Source organism: Ruegeria sp. D4 (genome assembly GCF_056534475.1).
In genome coordinates, this window is sequence record NZ_JBQFPJ010000003.1 from 161792 (window position 1) to 180381 (window position 18590).

17 protein-coding genes are annotated in these 18590 nt (G+C 60.1%); 14 read left to right on the plus strand and 3 right to left on the minus strand.

The window, feature by feature from the left end:
* Positions 1–129: 129 nt before the first annotated feature.
* Positions 130–519 (plus strand): DUF3307 domain-containing protein, encoded by a 390-nt coding sequence (locus tag ACR0MI_RS06705; protein WP_170816776.1) that lies wholly within the window; start codon positions 130–132, stop codon positions 517–519.
* A 10-nt stretch (positions 520–529) separates the two neighbouring features.
* Here the strand turns inward: ACR0MI_RS06705 and ACR0MI_RS06710 are convergent, their stop codons facing one another.
* Positions 530–1159, minus strand: a complete 630-nt coding sequence (locus ACR0MI_RS06710) for a glutathione S-transferase (protein ID WP_170613489.1) — start codon at positions 1157–1159, stop codon at positions 530–532.
* A 24-nt stretch (positions 1160–1183) separates the two neighbouring features.
* A complete protein-coding gene (locus ACR0MI_RS06715) occupies positions 1184–1681 on the minus strand; it encodes a class I SAM-dependent methyltransferase (RefSeq protein WP_170613491.1) in 498 nt (165 codons plus the stop codon).
* A 233-nt stretch (positions 1682–1914) separates the two neighbouring features.
* Between ACR0MI_RS06715 and ACR0MI_RS06720 the strand changes: the two genes are divergently transcribed.
* The 5 genes from ACR0MI_RS06720 to ACR0MI_RS06740 are packed head-to-tail and all read left to right on the plus strand — an operon-like array spanning position 1915 to position 9138.
* A complete protein-coding gene (locus tag ACR0MI_RS06720) occupies positions 1915–3687 on the plus strand; it encodes an ABC transporter ATP-binding protein (RefSeq protein WP_170613493.1) in 1773 nt (590 codons plus the stop codon).
* Positions 3680–5593 (plus strand): ABC transporter substrate-binding protein, encoded by a 1914-nt coding sequence (locus ACR0MI_RS06725; RefSeq protein ID WP_170613495.1) that lies wholly within the window; start codon positions 3680–3682, stop codon positions 5591–5593. The genes ACR0MI_RS06720 and ACR0MI_RS06725 overlap by 8 nt, the downstream gene beginning before the upstream one ends.
* Before the next feature lie 13 nt (positions 5594–5606).
* Positions 5607–6635, plus strand: a complete 1029-nt coding sequence (locus ACR0MI_RS06730; RefSeq protein WP_170613497.1) for an ABC transporter permease — start codon at positions 5607–5609, stop codon at positions 6633–6635.
* A complete protein-coding gene (locus tag ACR0MI_RS06735) occupies positions 6632–7786 on the plus strand; it encodes an ABC transporter permease (RefSeq protein WP_170613499.1) in 1155 nt (384 codons plus the stop codon). The genes ACR0MI_RS06730 and ACR0MI_RS06735 overlap by 4 nt, the downstream gene beginning before the upstream one ends.
* Positions 7783–9138 carry a CoA transferase gene (locus ACR0MI_RS06740; protein ID WP_170613501.1) on the plus strand — a complete coding sequence of 452 codons (1356 nt, stop codon included), beginning with the start codon at positions 7783–7785 and terminating at the stop codon, positions 9136–9138. Before ACR0MI_RS06735 ends, ACR0MI_RS06740 begins: the two co-directional genes overlap by 4 nt.
* A 189-nt stretch (positions 9139–9327) precedes the next feature.
* On the opposite strand, the gene ACR0MI_RS06745 is transcribed toward ACR0MI_RS06740, so the two are convergent.
* Entirely contained in the window at positions 9328–11709 is a 2382-nt protein-coding gene (locus ACR0MI_RS06745) for a mechanosensitive ion channel domain-containing protein (protein WP_170613503.1), read from the minus strand.
* A gap of 172 nt (positions 11710–11881) precedes the next feature.
* Between ACR0MI_RS06745 and ACR0MI_RS06750 the strand changes: the two genes are divergently transcribed.
* From ACR0MI_RS06750 to ACR0MI_RS06785, 8 genes are read left to right on the plus strand one after another with little or no spacing between them, the layout of a single operon-like run.
* The gene (locus ACR0MI_RS06750) at positions 11882–12022 is read left to right on the plus strand and encodes a hypothetical protein (RefSeq protein ID WP_170678349.1); all 141 of its coding nucleotides are present in this window, start codon (positions 11882–11884) and stop codon (positions 12020–12022) included.
* Between the two features lie 59 nt (positions 12023–12081).
* Positions 12082–13296 carry a glycosyltransferase gene (locus tag ACR0MI_RS06755; RefSeq protein ID WP_170613505.1) on the plus strand — a complete coding sequence of 405 codons (1215 nt, stop codon included), beginning with the start codon at positions 12082–12084 and terminating at the stop codon, positions 13294–13296.
* Positions 13293–14540 carry a glycosyltransferase family 4 protein gene (locus ACR0MI_RS06760; protein WP_170619445.1) on the plus strand — a complete coding sequence of 416 codons (1248 nt, stop codon included), beginning with the start codon at positions 13293–13295 and terminating at the stop codon, positions 14538–14540. Before ACR0MI_RS06755 ends, ACR0MI_RS06760 begins: the two co-directional genes overlap by 4 nt.
* Positions 14540–15616, plus strand: coding sequence for a glycosyltransferase family 4 protein (locus ACR0MI_RS06765; RefSeq protein ID WP_170619446.1), 1077 nt, complete (start codon positions 14540–14542; stop codon positions 15614–15616). The genes ACR0MI_RS06760 and ACR0MI_RS06765 overlap by 1 nt, the downstream gene beginning before the upstream one ends.
* A complete protein-coding gene (locus tag ACR0MI_RS06770) occupies positions 15613–16197 on the plus strand; it encodes a histidine phosphatase family protein (RefSeq protein WP_170613511.1) in 585 nt (194 codons plus the stop codon). The genes ACR0MI_RS06765 and ACR0MI_RS06770 overlap by 4 nt, the downstream gene beginning before the upstream one ends.
* Positions 16194–17336 carry a glycosyltransferase gene (locus ACR0MI_RS06775; protein WP_170613513.1) on the plus strand — a complete coding sequence of 381 codons (1143 nt, stop codon included), beginning with the start codon at positions 16194–16196 and terminating at the stop codon, positions 17334–17336. The genes ACR0MI_RS06770 and ACR0MI_RS06775 overlap by 4 nt, the downstream gene beginning before the upstream one ends.
* Entirely contained in the window at positions 17333–18118 is a 786-nt protein-coding gene (locus ACR0MI_RS06780) for a polysaccharide deacetylase family protein (RefSeq protein ID WP_170816774.1), read from the plus strand. The genes ACR0MI_RS06775 and ACR0MI_RS06780 overlap by 4 nt, the downstream gene beginning before the upstream one ends.
* A complete protein-coding gene (locus tag ACR0MI_RS06785) occupies positions 18105–18581 on the plus strand; it encodes a class I SAM-dependent methyltransferase (protein WP_170816773.1) in 477 nt (158 codons plus the stop codon). Before ACR0MI_RS06780 ends, ACR0MI_RS06785 begins: the two co-directional genes overlap by 14 nt.
* Positions 18582–18590: the final 9 nt, after the last annotated feature.

Genomic DNA, 18590 nt, shown 5'->3' on the forward strand with positions numbered 1-18590 from the left:
GCAATCCCAACAAAAGACGCAAATAGTTTCCAATTGATCGAAAATTCCCACCTTGTGTGAACTAGTTCATTTGCGCGAGCCCAATTTAGCGCCTAGAGTTTGAGACAGACTGATATGGGGAAGGCGATTTTGACTGCTACACTTGGCGCGGTGTTGCTGATGATTTGCTTATTGCAGGTCAAACATATGTTCGCGGATTTTTATCTCCAGACAGCAAAAATGCTGTCGGGCCGCGGGGAATATATGCATTTGGGACGCGCGCAGCATGCAGCGGTGCATGCGGCGGGGTCTGCTATTGTGTTTCTGCTGTTCGGGACCGCGATAGCTTTCATCCTTGTTATCGCCGTTCTGGAATGGTTCGTGCATTTCAACATAGACTTTGCCAAGGCCCGGTACTCGGACAAGCGGCAACTGCAGCCCAATCAGGCGGCATTCTGGCGGGCTGCCGGGCTGGATCAGTTCATGCACAACCTGACTTACGTCGCCATGGTCTGGGCCTGGGTGGTCTACGCTTCCTGAAACCTTGGCTTCAAAGGTTGGCGCTGGGTCGTTCCTTGATCCCCTCGAACCATGCCAGCGTCGCCGTGTTTTCCTGAGGTATGCGCGTTCTGATGACCCGCGCAAAATCTACAAAAACAAAAGCCGAAATATCCGCCAGTGAAAACTCTGCCCCGGCCAAGAATGCGCTGTTTCGCAAGCGCTGCTCCAGAAGATCGAAAAACTGTGCTACACGGTCGGTGCCGCGCTGCGCCAGTTTGGGGATCTGCGCGTAGTTGACCGGTCCTGGGATCGCCCGGTCCCGAAAGAAGGGATTGGTGTTGCGCAGCACTTCGGCAATCGGGGCGCCGCCCTGTTGCTCGACAATACTGTTCCACATCAGAACAAGGCCCTTATCGTCCGGACCACGGCCCAACAAAGGCGGATTGGGAAAGCGCGCTTCAAGATAGGCAGCGATTCCAAGGTTTTCGGTCAGGACTGTGCCGCCATCCGTCACCAGAACCGGCACCGTTGCCCTTGGATTTACCGCTTTGAAATCGTCGCTCAACTGCTCTCGATCAGCGATCGAGATGTGCCGGGTTTCAATATCAAGCCCTTTTTCAGCGATGAACATGCGAGCCCGGCGCGGGTTGGGGGCGGTTGAGCAGTCATAAAACAGCATTGGCGCTCTTTCCTGTGGCCCGGATCAGCGGCGATAAATGAAACAGCGGCCTTCCACAGCACCTGCCGGCAGCGGCACTTCGGTTAGGGCCTGGAAATACATGCGATCACTGGACACCATCAATCCGCCCTCGGCCAGAAGCGGCTCGATCAGCGGCGATACAAATCGTGCGAACGCATCGTTCTTGGCCCTGTTATGCCCGCCCAGATCCGCATGTATCAAGCTGGCCGATGCGCCAAAACGGTCGACCGACGCGGGCAGAGTTTCCCGCACGTCGCCAAGGATCACCCGATCGTCGGGCGGTGTGGACTCCGGGTGCGACGCAACCGCCCGTTCAAAAACATAAACCGGGCGATCCTGAATACGACCGATCATGTGATGATAGGTTCGCCCGTTGCCCAGCCCGAGCTCAAACACGGGACCCGGCATGCTGCGGGTTTGCGCAATGGCAAAATCCAGGCAGGCGCGCTGTGACACCATGCGGTCGATGAACAGATCCAGACGGCTTTGATTGTCGGACACGGGGCAAGTCTCTCCTTGATGGCAGTCGACAGACAAGATGTGGCCGACACTGCCCTAGATGACAAGAACTCAAGACTTTGTGTAGATAAATTGCCCCCGGTTTCACGTTTCCGCGACGTTTGGGCCCAAGAACGGTTTGACTATGCGGCACTAACCGCGCGAAACTGAGCCAAAAAACACAGGGAGTCGAACAAGCCGATGCCGACCTACGGTCAAACAGGTGGTAAACCTGCATGAATGCTTTGTTGTCTGTCCAAGACCTCAGCATTGGCTTTGGCAGTGCGGAATCTGTTGTCAAAGGCGTGAATTTTGACGTCGAGGCGGGGCAAACGCTTGCTTTGGTCGGAGAATCCGGATCGGGCAAAACCATTTCCTGCCGGGCAGCGTTGCGCATTCTACCGCGCACGGCCCAGATTCGCAGCGGAACAATTACCTTGAATGATTCCAAGGGTCTGGTGGACCTGACCCGAATCAACGAACGCCAGATGCGCGATATTCGCGGCAATCGCGTTTCGATGATATTTCAGGAGCCGATGCGATCCCTCTCTCCATTGCACAAGATCGGCAATCAGGTCAGCGAGGTTCTCTGGCTGCATCGCGGTGCGTCCGAGGCGCAGGCTCGCAAAGAGGTTCTGACCCAGTTCGAGCGCGTCGGGTTTCCCGACCCTCAGCGGGCATATGATTCTTACCCTTTCGAATTGTCCGGCGGCATGCGGCAGCGGGCGATGATCGCCATGGCGATGGTCTCGAAACCCGAATTGCTGATCGCAGATGAACCGACCACCGCGCTGGACGTGACGACGCAGGCGCAGGTTCTGGGGCTGATCAAGGAGCTACAAAAAGAAACCGGCATGGCGCTGATCCTGGTCACGCATGACTTGGGCGTTGTCGCCAACATGGCCGAGCAGGTTGTCGTCATGCACAAAGGTCGCGTGATGGAGGCCGGTCCGGCCGAGCCGATGCTGAATGCGCCCGCGCACCCATACACGCGGCAACTGTTTGATGCCGCACCGGAAATCCCGGACAAGGATGCCGTCGGCCTGCCGATGCCGCAGGATGATCTGATCCTGCAGATGAAGGACGTCAGCAAGACTTACACCATGCGTTCAAGCAAGGGTTGGCAGGACGACAAGAAAATCTTCGCCTGTCAGGGTGTCGATCTGCAGCTGGCCCGGGGCAAAACGCTGGCCGTTGTAGGCGAAAGCGGGTCAGGCAAGACCACCGCCGCCCGCATCGCCTTGGGCGCCGAGCTACCTGATCCGGGCGGCGAAGTGCTGTTCCGCACTTCGGCTGATGCCGATCCGATCACGGTCCACAAGATGACACGCGCACAGCGCACCGCGTTTCAACGCAATGCGCAGATGGTGTTTCAGGATCCCTACAGTTCGCTTAGCCCGCGCATGCGCATTCAGGACGCCATGACCGAGCCGTTGGAAATCCACCGCATCGGGTCTGTTTCCGAACAGCGGGACAAGGCGGCCGAGATGCTGCAACGGGTCGGTTTGAACGCGGACATGCTCAAACGCTACCCGCATGCGTTTTCCGGTGGTCAGCGCCAGCGCCTGTCGATTGCCCGCGCCATGATGCTGGACCCGTTGCTGATCGTCTGTGACGAGCCGACCTCAGCACTGGACGTGTCGGTGCAGGAACAGATCCTGACATTGCTGGAGAATCTACAGGACAGTCTGAACCTGTCCTATTTCTTCATCTCCCACGACCTTGCCGTCGTGGCGCGCATCGCTGATGAGGTCGCCGTGATGCGACGGGGACTGATCGTCGAACAAGCCCCGCCTGAGACCCTGTTTTACAATCCCCGCCACCCTTACACCAAAGCGCTGATTGCCGCTCAACCGGAACCTGACATCAACCGCCCCATCGACCTGAAACTGGTCGCTTTGGGCGCGGGGGCACCGAGCAGCTGGGAAGAAGCCTTTCGTTTCTCTGACACCGTGGTACCCTCATTGATAGAGCTGGAGCCCGGCCATAAGGTACGTTGCCATGTTTAAAACCACTCGTCCCCTGTTTCTGGCCGCGTCGCTGGCCCTGACCTGGATGCTGCCCGCCACGGCAGAGACCGTTCCGACACCACAGGAAAGCGAATTCTGGGCCACTGAAGTCAACGCAGGCAACCTGCCCCCGGTTCAGGAGCGTTTGCCGAAGGACCCCCTGATCGTTGATCTGGCCGCAAAGGGGCGTGAATTCGGCACGCCCGGCGGAACTTTGCGCACGATGGTGACGCGATCCAAGGACATCCGCCAGATGGTCGTCTATGGGTATGCCCGCCTGGTCGGTTTCGACCAGAATTATGAAATTGTCCCGGACCTGCTGGCCTCATTCGACAACGAAGACAACCGCAAGTTCACGCTGCATCTGCGCGAAGGGCACAAATGGTCCGACGGCTCTCCCTTCACCTCGGAAGATTTTCGCTACTGGTGGGAGGATGTGGCCAACAATGAACTCCTCAGCCCCTCCGGTCCGCCGGATTTCCTGCAAGTCGAAGGCAAGTTGCCGACCGTGACATTCCCGGACGAACGGACAATCATGTACGAATGGGACGATCCGAACCCGAATTTCCTTCAATCTTTGGCGCAGGCCCGCCCCCCCTTCATTTACCGCCCGTCCGCCTTCCTCAAGCAATATCATGAGAAGTTTGCAGATGCCGAAGATCTGGCCTTTCAGGTTGACGATGCAAGGGTCAAAAGCTGGGCCGCGCTGCACAACAAGCTGGATAACCTCTATAAATTCGACAATCACGAACTGCCAACCCTGCAACCCTGGCTGAACGCGAGCTCGGGCAAGAAGATCCGGCACAACTTTGTCCGCAACCCTTACTATCACCGCATCGACTCCAAGGGCGTGCAACTGCCCTATATCGACGTGGTCGAGATGGAGATCGTCGCCCCCGGCCTTGTCGCAGCCAAGACCAACGCGGGTGAGACCGATTTGCAGGGGCGCGGGCTGGCTTTCCGTGACGCATCAATCCTGAAAAAGGGTGAGGAGAAGGGAAACTACAAGACACTGCTTTGGAAAACCGGGGTGGCGTCACAGATCGCAATCTACCCGAACTTGAATTACTCGGATGATGGCTGGCGCGAAGTGTTGCGCGATGTGCGCGTGCGCCGCGCCCTTTCACTCGCAATTGACCGCCAGACGATCAACCAGGCGCTTTACTTCAAGCTGGCCCAGCCCGGTGCGATGTCGGTGCTGCCTGCCTCACCTTTCTACAACGAAGAAAATGCACAGGCCTGGGCGCAGTTCGACATCGAGCAGGCCAATGCCCTTCTGGACGAGGCCGGGCTGGACAAGCGGGATAACAATGGAATCCGATTGCTGCCTGACGGACGTCCGATGGAACTGGTGATCGAAACCGCTGGCGAACGGCAAGAAGTTGAAAACGCATTGCAGATCGTCACCGACACCTGGCGCGAAGTTGGCGTCAAGCTGGTCATGCGCCCGCTGGACCGGGACATCCTGCGCAACCGCGTCTTCTCGGGTAATACGATGGCATCCGTCTGGTTTGGCTGGGATGACGGTATCCCGCAAAATCACACTTCCCCCGCCTATCTGGCCCCGACCGATCAGGTGTTTCTGGCGTGGCCGAAATGGGGGCAGTATCATCAGACAGGTGGCGAAGCGGGCGAGTCACCAGACATGCCTGAGGCAGAGCGGTTAATGGAACTGGCCCACAAATGGGAAATCGCCACAACCGACGAAGAGCGTCAGGCGGTCTGGACCGAAATGCTGAAAATTCATGCCGATCAGCTTTACGCCATCGGTATTCTGAACGGTGCACCGCAACCGATCGTGGTTTCGAACCGTCTGCGCAATGTACCTCAGCAAGCCATGTGGGCGTGGGAACCCGGTGCGCATTTCGGCGTCCACCGGCCAGACGAGTTCTTTTTCGCCGACTGACAGGAGCAGCTAAATGATCATGCTGCGCTACGCGGTGTACCGCTTTTTCACGATGCTGCTGACACTGCTGGTGGTGTCGGTTTTGATCTTCGTGATCATCAACCTTCCGCCCGGCGACTATCTCAGCAACCAGATTGCTGAATTGCAGGCCTCGGGCCAGTCGGCCGGCGTGGCCAAGGCCGAGTTTCTGCGCAAGGAATACGCGCTGGACCGGTCGATGCCGGAGCAATACCTGATCTGGATGGGGTTCTGGCCCGGTCCCCACGGGTTCGAAGGATTGTTGCAGGGCAATTACGGCTGGTCCTTTGAATTCGACCGCCCCGTGTCCGAAATCGTGGGTGACACGCTGTGGCTGACGGTCGTGGTCAACCTGGCCGCGATCCTTTTCGTCTATGCAGTGGCCCTGCCGCTGGGTGTTTTGGCTGCTGCAAAGTCGCGGACCTGGATCGACTACACCTCGGCCTTTGTTGGCTATCTTGGTCTCGCCACGCCAAACTTTCTTCTGGCGCTGATCCTGTTCTATTACGGCCACCGCTATTTCAACCTGCCCATCGGCGGGCTGATGGACCCATCCTTCGAAGGCCAGCCGATGAGTTGGGACAAGCTGAAGTCCATTCTTGTCCACCTGATTGTTCCGACCTTTGTCATCGGCACCTCAGGCGCATCCGCGATGATGCAGCGTTTGCGGGCCAATATGCTGGACGAGTTGGGCAAGCCATATGTCGAAACCGCCATCGCCAAGGGCATGGCCCCGTCGCGGATGCTGACGAAATACCCGTTACGCGTTGCCTTCAACCCGTTTGTGGCGGACATCGGCAACCTGCTGCCCTCGATGGTGTCGGGATCGGTACTTGTGTCGGTCGTTCTGGGCCTGCAAACCATCGGCCCGACCCTGCTGACCGCGCTTAAGACACAGGATCAGTTCCTGTCGGCCTTCATCCTGATGTTCGTCGCCCTGCTGACCCTGATCGGGACGATGATCTCCGACATCCTGCTGGTCATGCTGGACCCGCGCATCCGATACGAGGGCCGTGAAGCATGAGCAAACTTCCTGACGGCCGCTATGTCGACGACGCCCCGTTCGATCCCGAAGCCTCGATCCAACAACTCGAACGCGCGGATTTGGACGCGCCGAACTGGGTTCTGGTCTGGCGCAAGTTCCGGACCCATAAGCTGGGCCTGATTTCGGGTATCTTCCTGCTGCTATGCTATCTGATGCTGCCCTTCGCCGGCTTCATTGCGCCTTACGGGCCGAACGACCGCAATGGCGAACACCTCTATGCCCCGCCCCAAAGCGTCAACTGGTTCCACGAAGGTGAATTTGTCGGGCCTTACGTCTATCCCATTGTAGCCGAAGCTGATCTTGAGACCTTTCAGTGGAAATTCGTCCCCGACACCGAAGACCCACGCCCGATCCGGTTCTTCTGTGAAGGGTCCGAATACAAGCTGGCAGGACTGATCAAAACAAACAGGCACCTGTTCTGCGCCCCCGAGGGCGCCACGCTGTTCCTTTGGGGCTCGGATCGGCTGGGCCGGGACGTGTTCAGCCGCATCCTTTACGGCGCGCAACTGTCGCTGACCGTGGGCCTCATCGGTATTTCGGTGTCGTTCTTTCTGGGTATCCTGTTCGGGTCGATGGCGGGATATTTCGGCGGCAGGATCGACTGGACCATCAACCGGGTGATCGAAATCCTGCGCTCGCTGCCGGAGCTGCCTCTGTGGCTGGCCTTGTCCGCTGCGGTCCCGTCGAACTGGAGCCCGGTGGCGGTGTTCTTCATCATCTCGATCATTCTCGGCATTCTCGACTGGCCCGGTCTCGCCCGATCCGTTCGCGCCAAGTTCCTGTCCCTGCGCGAAGAGGAATACGTACGCGCGGCGGAAATGATGGGCGCAAGCTCGGGGCGGGTGATCCGCAAGCACCTTTTGCCGAACTTCATGTCACACTTGATCGCCTCGGCCACATTGTCGATCCCGGCAATGATCCTCGGGGAAACGGCGCTCAGTTTCCTCGGCCTTGGCCTGCGGGCTCCGGCGGTCAGTTGGGGCGTGATGTTGAACGACGCACAGAACCTCGCCTCGATCGAGATCTACCCATGGACAGCCATCCCGATGCTGCCGATCATCGTCGTGGTGCTGGCCTTCAACTTCCTTGGCGACGGGCTTCGCGACAGTCTGGACCCCTATCAGCAATGAGCCTGCTGTCGTCCCTTCCCGCCGCAGACAGCTATCGGACTACCGGGAACGGCGCACTTTCAAGCGTGTTTGCGGTGTCAGAGCTTGCCACGGCCAGCTTTGCCGCAATCGGGCAAGAGCTTGCTTCATTGACTTCAGCCCTGAACCTGTCCGCGAAGCCACCGGAAATCACCGTCGATCACCGCCTGGCATCGCTCTGGTTCGGGTTTTCGTTCAAACCCGATGGCTGGCAGATGCCGGACCTGTGGGATGCGGTTGCCGGCAACTACAGGGCATCGGACGGTTGGATCCGGTTGCACACCAACCTGCCGCACCACCGCAGCGCGGCCCTCAAGGTTCTGGATACACCCGCAGATCGGGAAGCCGTATCCCAGGCGGTCAGGCAGTGGGCGATTTCGGAACTTGAAAGCGCAATTGTTGCCGAAGGCGGTGTTGCCGCTGCCATGCGCAGCCGGGTGGAATGGCTTGAACATCCTCAGGGCCGTGCCGTGTCGCGCGACCCGCTGATTACCTGGGAAACCCCGCGAATCGTCACCCTGCGCGACCGGCCAAATGCCACAGCAGAACGGCCACTCGCTGGCTTGCGGGTCCTTGATCTGACCCGCGTTCTGGCTGGCCCGGTTTCCACCCGAACCCTCGCCGGATTCGGCGCTGAAGTGCTGCGGATCGATCCCCCCGGTTGGGACGAGCCCGGGGTCATTCCCGACATCTCGCTGGGCAAACGATGCACCTATCTGAACTTGAAATCTCCTGCCGGGGTTCAAAAGTTGCATGACCTACTGGCCGAGGCGGACGTCTTTGTTCACGGCTATCGTCCCGGCGCACTGGACGCGCTTGGATTGACCAAAACCAAACGGGATGAACTGGCCCCGAACCGGGTTGAGGTGACACTGGACGCCTATGGGTGGCAAGGCCCCTGGTCGACCCGACGCGGGTTTGACAGCCTTGTCCAGATGAGCGCCGGGATCGCCGATGCCGGGCGCATCTGGGCGCAGGCGGACAAGCCTACCCCCCTGCCCGTGCAGGCGCTGGATCACGCCACCGGTTACCTGATGGCCGCATCAATCCTGTCGGCGCTTGCTCAGGCCGCGCGGGGGAACCCGGTGATGCACGCCAAACTGTCACTTGCACGCACCGCAGAGTTGCTGGTGGCACTCAGCAAATCCGACCCCGAGGTCGAGATGCAGGGTGCCACCCCGCAGGACTATGCCCAGGCTACCGAGGTTTCGGGTTGGGGGCCTGGCCACCGCCTGAAATCCGCGCTGAGCGTCGGGACTGCCAGGATGCACTGGCCGCTGCCCGCATCAAGGCTTGGCACCTCCCCGCCGCAGTGGGCTGGTCTGTCTGCCTGACGCTTTTCCGACAGACCCTCGCTCGCAAAAACCCCAACCGCTCTGCACGTTCTCGGCCCGCCGTGGCTCAAAGGCGTGTCAGTTTATCCCACTCATCCAAAGAGCCACCGCTGCGCGGGACGCGCGGCCCAGCCCAACTCTTTGCTGGCGTCTCGTCAGAGACGCCGGTCAAAGGGGCGGGAGGATGCGCTATCTGTCATCGCCGCCGCCCGGGCCAATATCGTCAAGATAGTCTTCATCAATCGCCGCCTGCACTGCGCCTGTTACGGCCTCGCGCTGCTTGGGCGTCAGGTCCTCGGCATTCTTGTCATCGGCCAGACGCACGGTGACCTCGCGGTGGGCGAAACGAATGCCCTCGCGCGCGAACAGCTCGCGAATTTCCTGATAGACCTTCTTGCGCACCAACCACTGGTCGCCCGGCTTGGTCATGAACTTGACCCGGATGATCATCGCTGAATCCTGCATCTCGATCACGCCTTGCGATTTCAATGGCTGAATGAAGTTCTCGCCGATCACCGGATCGCTCAGCAACTGCTGGCCCAGCTTCTTGATTAGCTTGCGCACTTGCTCGACATCGGTGTCATAGGTCACACGCAGCGGCAGCTTCATGATCACCCAGTCGCGTGAGTAGTTGGTCAGCACCTTGATCTCGCCAAACGGAATGGTGTTGAGCGCCCCAAGATGGTGGCGCAGCTGGAAGGACCGGACCGAGATTTTCTCAACTGTCCCCTTCACGTCGCCGATATCGATATATTCGCCTTTACGGAAGGCATCATCCATCAGGAAAAACGCGCCCGAGAAGATGTCCCGCACCAGCGTTTGCGAGCCGAACCCGACGGCCAGACCAACAACACCGGCACCCGCGAACAGCGGACTGACGTTGATGCCCAGCTCCATCAGCACAATCAGAACTATGGTCACGACGACAACTGCAAGGATCGCACCGCGGAACAGCGGCAGCAGGGTGGCCAGACGGCTTTGCCCCCCTTCGCCGCCTTCATCGCCCAGTTCCGCTTCGCCGACATCGACCTCTTCTTCGGCGATTTTGGAATCGATCCAGATGCGGAAGAAATGGAACAGGATATAGCCCATGAAGATGATTACCATCACATCGAGCACCCGCTCGATCGGAAGATCCTCGCTCCAGTTGGCGTCCGGGTTCCAGATCACCACCAGTGCGTAGGCACCAACCACAAAGGCCAGAATGCCCGCAACGCGCCGGGCCAGATCCTCGTAGGTCAGGATGGTGTGCTTTCTCTGCTCAGCTTCAGGTGTTTCCGCTGCGCCTTGCCCCTCTTCGGTTTCGGCCTCTTCCGCGCGGGCGTTCATTTCCTCGATCTGACGGTTACGGTCGAAATACCGCTCCAACAGATAGTTCATGGCGCCGTAAGCAATCACGACGGACATGAAAATGAGATAGCTGCTGGCGACAATCGGTATTGAGTTCTGATTTTCCAGCAACAGATCCACGGCCAGTTTCAGCCAGCTGAACACCAGATACACGATCAGCACAGGAGCCCAGGCGAACGAGATGAACCGCAATATCCACGACACCTGATCCGGCGCGCGTCCGCCGCGAATGGCGTTCGAGATAGCACGGGCATTGAATAGGATCATGAAGACATTGGCGACAGCGCCCAGCATCGTCAGACTTCCGTAGACCATCGCGTAGACGTTGTAGTTCAGCCCGAAATCGGCAACCCAGGTGGAAAACAGAACGACCGAAATGTCATAGGTCGCGATGGCCGAAGCCCAGATGTACAACCGCTTTGCGTCCCTGTCGGAAAAGGGTGGCAGTCGGTATTGGCTCAGGTAGGGCGACAGGACCATCCGCCACAGATCCGACACTGTCCGCGACAGGAAGAACGCCGTGAAGATGGCTGTGACCGTGAACTGGATCGAGATGTCCTCGGCCTCGCCAAGAAACAGATACCCCACGATCAGCGCCAGCAACATGGCAAACACGGTGGCCCCGATCCCCATCAGGAAACGGAACACCAGGAACGGCATCTTCTCACGGTACCCCTGGGGGTTGTCCTTGGATCGCGCCACCACGATACGCCGCGCGATACGCTTGCCGTAGATCTCGATGGACAGCCACCGTCCCAGCAGCAGGAACAGGACATTCCAGGCCAGAACCTCGACATAGGTCATGATCCGCCCGTCCGGGCTGGTCTGGCGCAGAATGTACTGCACTTCGAAGATCGAATAGGGCAACGCCTCCAGCCGCGACTGAACCGACTCCCGGAAAGTCCTGAACCTCTCCTGCGCCTTCATCAGTTGCGAGCCTTCACCCATCGGGTCGTTCTCGTCGCCCGCAGCCGCACCGGCGGCTCCGGTGGTTCCGGCAGTTGCGACCTGCCCGGCGCTGTCGATCACGATCACGCTTGCGCCAGCTTCGGTCGCGGCGCGGATGGCTGCGGCTATGTCTCCGTCGGCGCTCGTCTCGGCACTGGTGTCGCCAGCAGTCGGGTATCCCGGAATCAAAGATGTCTGAGCGACGGCCCCCGTTCCGGCAGCAAGCACTGCCCAGAAAGTGAAAACCAGCGCGGCAAACAGTTTGAAGTGCATGGGTTTAGGTCCAGTTCGCATGTTGCCGCACAGAATACTCAAGCGTTTACAGGTGTTCAAATTATCCAACCTTCCCATCTCGATAAAGTGTCCAGCCGTGTTCCTGGCGCACAGTTTTGGACAAGGCTGTTTTCAACCTGACAAAAACTGAATATGACCAATCCTGTAACAAGTGAACACCGTCAGACCGGTTTGGGCGGGACAATCCGGTGCCACGCGCCTGTTCTGCTCTGGAATTGATGTTGCCAAATCGCAATGCATGGCGCATTTGCAGGTCGGGCAGCGCTCGTTTGGCGGGCAGAGACTGAAATAATAAGATACGGGTGCATTTGCGCGGATACTGCACCGAAATGACAAAAAACGGGCGAAGGCATGAGCCTAGAACGACATAGTGAGATATCCGGCCGCGCGCCGCGCATTTTGTTTTACAGCCACGATACGTTCGGGTTGGGACATTTGCGCCGTTCCCGTGCTTTGGCCGCCGCAATCACCCAGGCAGATCCGACGGCCTCCGCGCTGATCCTGACGGGCTCGCCCGTGGCGGGGCGGTTTACGTTTCCACGCCGCGTCGACCATGTGCGCCTGCCCGGTGTCACCAAGCGGGCCGACGGTTCATATGCCTCGCAGACCATTGGCATGGGCATCGAAGAAGTCACGGAGCTGCGCGCGCGCCTGATTCAAACCGCGGTCGAGCAGTACGATCCTGACGTCTTTGTCGTGGACAAAGAGCCGACAGGGTTTCGGGGCGAGTTGCTGCGCACATTGGAAACCCTTGAACGTTCGCGCCGGACACGGCTTGTCTTGGGTCTGCGGGATGTTCTGGACGAGCCCGAGGTTCTGGCCGCCGAGTGGGCCAGAAAGGACGCAGTGGCCGCGACGGAGCGGTTTTACGACGAAATCTGGGTATACGGCTTGCGATCGGTCTACGATCCGACCAAGGGGCTGCCGCTCAGCCCGGCGGCGCAATCCCGTATTCACTGGACAGGTTATCTTCGGCGCGATCTTGGCCCCGTTGGCGACCCACCCAAACAGCCTTATGTGCTGATCACGCCCGGCGGCGGCGGAGACGGCAAGGCGCTCGTCAATCTGGTGCTGTCCGCTTACGAAAGCGACCCCGACCTGTCGCCAAGGGCGGTGCTGGTCTACGGACCGTTCCTGTCGGGCGAATTGCGGGAAGAGTTCGAAACGCGCGTTGCCGCGCTTGATGGGCGTGTTACCGCGGTAGGATTTGAATCGCAGATTGAAACCCTGTTTGCCGGCGCCACCGGAGTTGTCTGCATGGGTGGTTACAACACCTTTTGCGAGGTTCTGTCCTTTGACAAACGCGCGGTCATCGTACCGCGCACGACACCGCGCCTGGAACAGTGGATCCGGGCTTCCCGGGCCGAAAACCTGGGCCTGATCCGCATGCTGGACGAACGCCGGGAAGGGTTGACAACCGAGGCAATGATCCAGGCCATTCGCAATATTCCGCACCAGCCGCTGCCGTCAGAAGCCATCCGGGGCGGATTGTTGGGCGGGCTGGATTACGTGACCGATCGCATTGAGGTTCTGCTGGGCCGCAAACGGGAACGGGCCACCGGATGACCGCAGACCTGCCGAAACTGGCGGTGCTGGTCAAAGGTTGGCCGCGCCTGTCCGAGACGTTCATCGCCCAGGAACTGGTGGCCCTGCAAGAGGCTGGCCACCGCTTTGATATCTGGTCCCTGCGCCACCCAACGGATGTCAAACGCCACCCTCTGCACGACCGATTTCAGGGTCGTGTCCATTACCTGCCCGAGTACTTGTACGAAGAACCCGGCCGTGTCTGGGCTGCCCGTCATGTGGCGCGGGCTTTGCCTGGCTACAAGCAGGCGTATCGGGCCTGGCGCGATGATCTGCGCCGCGACCCTAGTCACAATCGCATCCGGCGCTTCGGGCAGGCCTGCGTTCTGGCCGCCGAACTGCCGGAGCAAACGCTGGCGCTTTATGCGCATTTCATGCACACGCCTTCCTCAGTCGCGCGATATGCCGCGATCATGCGGGGATTGCCGTGGAGCTTTTCCGCCCACGCCAAGGACATCTGGACCTCACCAGAATGGGAGAAGCGGGAAAAACTGCGGTCCGACACGTTTGGTGCCACCTTCGGGGCCACTTGCACCGCAATTGGCGCAAAACACCTGCGTGGGCTTTCTGATGATCCCGCGCGGATTGAACTGATCTATCACGGGCTGGATCTGTCGCGCTTTCCGTCCCCTCCCAACCGTATGATCCGGGCCGCAAACGACCCGTTTCACATGCTGTCCGTCGGCCGGTTGGTCGAAAAAAAAGGGTTTGACCGACTGATCGACGCATTCGCCCTGTTACCGGATGCACTGGACTGGCACTGGACCCATATCGGGGGCGGTTCATTGAACAAACAGCTGCAGGAACGGGCCGTCGCTGCGGGTTTGGCGGACCGGATCAGCTGGAAAGGTGCCTGCGATCAGCCCGAAGTGATCGAGGCGATGCGGCGTGCCGACCTGTTTGTTCTTCCCAGCCGGATTGCGGTGGACGGCGACCGTGATGGTTTGCCCAACGTGTTGATGGAAGCGGCCTCTCAGCAGTTGCCAATCCTGTCCACCCCGGTTTCCGCCATTCCCGAGTTCATCGAGACCGGCGTGCACGGTGTTCTGGCGGACGATGATCCCGCAGCGCTGGCATCCGCAATGTCCGGTGTTGCCGCCGATCCGGAAGAGGCGGCCAGAATGGCTGCGGCGGCTTACAAGCGCCTGATCACCGAATTCCAAATGGATCCCGGCATTGCCCGGCTGTCCGCCCGCCTGAACGCCTTGTGTCTGGAACCTGCCTGATGGCACGGGTTGCCTTTTACGCCCCCATGAAATCTCCGGACAGCCCGGTTCCCTCGGGCGACCGCGAAATGGCGCGCAATCTAATGAAGGCGATCGGCGCGCAGGGGGACAAGGTCGACCTCGTTTCCACGCTCCGCATCTATGACAAGACCGGAGATACCGGAATCCAGCAGGCGCTGCATGCCGCGGCACGGGTCGAAGTGGAACGCGTTCTGGACACGATGCCAGCCGAAACGGCTCTGTGGGTGACCTATCATAATTATTACAAGGCCCCTGATCTGCTGGGGCCACAGGTCTGCAAGGCCCGGGGTATTCCGTATGTGCAACTAGAAAGCACCCGCGCCTCCAGCCGGCTGAACGGCCCATGGGCCGATTTTGCCAGCGCTGCGCACCGGGCCTGCGATGCGGCGCGGGTGATCTACTATCACACCGCCAACGACCTGATCACGCTGGAACGGGACCGATTTGGCGATCAAATCCTGGCCGAGTTGCCGCCGTTTCTGCCCATTGCAGATCTGCCCGCCGTTTCGGAACGCAACGGGCCCATGCTGGCGGTCGGCATGATGCGGCATGGCGACAAGCTGACCTCGTACCGGGTTCTTGCCGACGCACTGGCCCAGCTTGACGGGGAATGGGCCTTAAATATCGTTGGCGATGGGCCCGCCCGACCCGAAGTCGAAGCACTGATGGCCCGGTTTAACGGGAAGGTGCGTATTCTGGGTCTGCTGGACCGGGCCGGGGTCCAAACTGCCTACCTAAAGTCGTCCTTTCTTGTCTGGCCCGGCGTGAACGAAGCCTATGGCATGATCTATCTTGAGGCTCAGGCCTGTGGCCTTCCGGTTGTTGCGCAGGACAGACCCGGTGTTTGCGATGTTCTGGCCCCCTCGGACCATCCGACTGTCGAAGCGGGCGCTCAAGGCCTGGCCGACCGGATGCAGCTGTTGCTGAATGACTCGGTCCTGCGCCGCGCGCTGGGAGAAAACGCGCGCGCGCATGTGGCAGCGCGCAACCTGATGCCCGAAGCCACCAGGCGCTTCTGGCAACACGCCCGCCCGCTATTGGGGGTGCCTACATGACCCGGCTTGCCCTTCTTCGCCATGGCCACACGCATTGGAACCGTGCGGGGCGCATTCAGGGGCGCAGCGATATTGCACTGGATGACGACGCGCAAGCCGAGCTTTCGGGTTCCGCCCTCCCTTCCCCGTGGGACACGGCCGAGCTGTGGTCCAGCCCTCTGACGCGTGCAAGCGAAACGGCGCGACTGGTGTCCGGACGCGCGCCGCAGACATCAGACGCCCTGATCGAAATGAACTGGGGGGCCTGGGAGGGTAAGCGTGGCGTTGACCTGATCGCAGATGCCAGCAGCGGTTACCGCCATATCGAGGACTGGGGATGGGATTTCCGCCCCCCAAACGGAGAAAGCCCGTCCGACGTCCGAGCCCGTCTGGCCCCTTGGCTGTCAGGCCTGCAAAGGGACACACTTGCCGTCTGCCATATCGGTATCATGCGGGTCATTCTGGCGCAGGCCTGGGGGTGGGACTTTAACGGCCCCGCACCCTTCAAAATCAAGCGCAACCGGCTGTATATCGTCGACATGAGAAACATGCACCCTGATCCCGAACCGGTTCGCCTGCTGCGCCCGAAGGGCAGTTCATGAAGGTTCTGATCGTAGTCACGCACCTGTTGGGCACTGGTCATCTCAGCCGTGCCCTGACACTTGGGCGCGCCTATGCGCGGGACGGGGCTGAGGTGTTGGTCGTATCTGGCGGGATGCCCGCACCGCAACTGAACAGTGCGGGGCTGACGCTTTTCGGGCTGCCTCCCCTGCGGTCGGATGGAACGGACTTCACGCGACTTCTGACCGAAACAGGCTCTGTTGCGGACGACATATATCTGTCAGCCCGGATCGTCGCGCTGACGCAGGCCGTTCGGCGTTTTCAGCCGGATGTTCTGATCACCGAACTGTTTCCGTTTGGTCGGCGCTCGCTGGCCCGAGAGTTCACGGCTGCCCTTGAAGCAGCACATGGCCTGCCGCGCCGCCCGCTGATTCTGGGGTCGATCCGCGACATCCTTGCGCCGCCCTCCAAACCAGAGAAAGCTCATCGCGCACTTGCGATGGTGATGCGGTACTATGACGGCATCCTTGTCCACTCGGACCCAAAATTCACGAAACTGGATGTCAGTTGGCCTGTCACGGCTGAGCTGTCCGAGCGGTTGCACTACACCGGTTTTGTTGCCCCACCGGCACCGCAACCGCACGCGGACGGCGTCGGCCGGGACGAGGTCATCGTCAGCGCCGGTGGCGGATCGGTGGGCCAGCCGATCTTTCGCGCGGCCATCGAGGCCGCCCAAAAGATGCCAGACAGGCGCTGGCGCCTGCTGGTCGGCGGACGAGACGCAAGCGCGCGCATCGCCGATCTGTCGAAACAGGCCGAAGGCACCAACATCACGCTGGAACCGGTCCGGCCGGATTTTCGTGAAATGCTTCCAATTGCCGCCGCTTCGGTCAGCATGTGCGGTTACAACACTGCGCTGGATATTCTGCAAAGCGGAACGCCGGCGGTTTTCATACCCTTTGACGACGGCAATGAGGTCGAACAGGGTTTGCGCGCTCAAAGCCTTGCAGATCTTCTGGGCATCGGGGTGCTGCCCAGCGCCCGGTTAAGCGGCACTGCTCTGGCCGAGGCTGTCGGCACAGTCTTGTCAGACGGTGCACGCGTGGTTCCGACACAAGGGTTCGATGGCGCACGGAAAGCCGTCGAGATCACGAAAACGCTGCTGGAGCGGTGCCGATGACCGCAAACTGGAACCCTCTGACACACGAACTGAAACTCTGGTCGGATGCAGAGTTGACCCTGCCGCTTTGGTGGCGGGACGACGATGCGGTAACCGTGACGCCGCAGCTTGAAACCCTGTCGGCTCTGTCTTGCCGCATCGGCCTGCCCGTACATCTTGCCGTAATCCCCCGCGACGCAGACCAAGCCCTGGTCGATTATGTCGCGCAGCATTCCGAACTGGTCCCGGTGGTGCACGGGTGGTCCCATCAAAACCATGCGCCGACCACCGAGAAAAAAGCTGAATTCCGCCTGCATCGTCCAATGGCGCAAGTTGCGCAGGACGCGGGGGCTGGGTTTTCGACTCTGCACAAACTGTTCGGCGACCGGCTCAGGCGTGTTTTCGTTCCGCCATGGAACCGCATCACCCCCGAAGTGGCGCAGGTTTTGCCCGATCTCGGCTATCGCATTCTGTCAACGGCAACGCCGCGTGCGTCAAGGCTGGCCGCGCCTGGTCTGGAACAGGTGAATACCCATCTGGACCCGATCGACTGGCGTGGGACACGGGGACTTGTTGATCCGGACATACTGATCACCCGAACCGCAGGCTTCCTGCGCGACCGGCGCGAAGGTCGCGCGGACAATGCCGAACCGTTTGGCGTGCTGACCCACCACCTGGTGCACGATCCAGACATCTGGCGATTTACCGAAACCCTGCTGGCCAGATTGCTGGACGGACCCACAGAAATCTGGGTCGCCCCCCCCATCCGATACACCCACGGAGTACCCGATGAGCCGACTTGATTCCATGCTGCGCCGCCTGACCGCGCAACGCGACGGTCTGAACTGGGCTGCAGCCCGGATCGCCGAAACACCTGGGGATATTCTGGATATGGGACTTGGCAATGGCCGGACCTATGACCATTTGCGGGAGATCCTGCCCGACCGGCGCATCTGGGTCATGGATCGCGTGTTGCAATGCCATCCCTCCAGCACACCCCCGGCCGAAGATTTTCTGCAGGGCGAGGCAGAACCGATGCTGGAAAAGCTGGCAGAAAACGGCCCCTGCATCGCCATGGCCCACTATGATTTCGGACGCGGCATCAAGGAAGAGGATGTTGCCGAGGCCACCCGCCTCAGCCCGCTGATCGCGCGGGTCATGCTGCCGGGCGGATTGCTGATCTCCGGCCAGCCCCTGGTGGGATTCAAGCAATTTGCCGGACCCGAGACCATAGCCCCGGACCGCTATCTGTTCTACAGGACCTGAGCGGCCTTT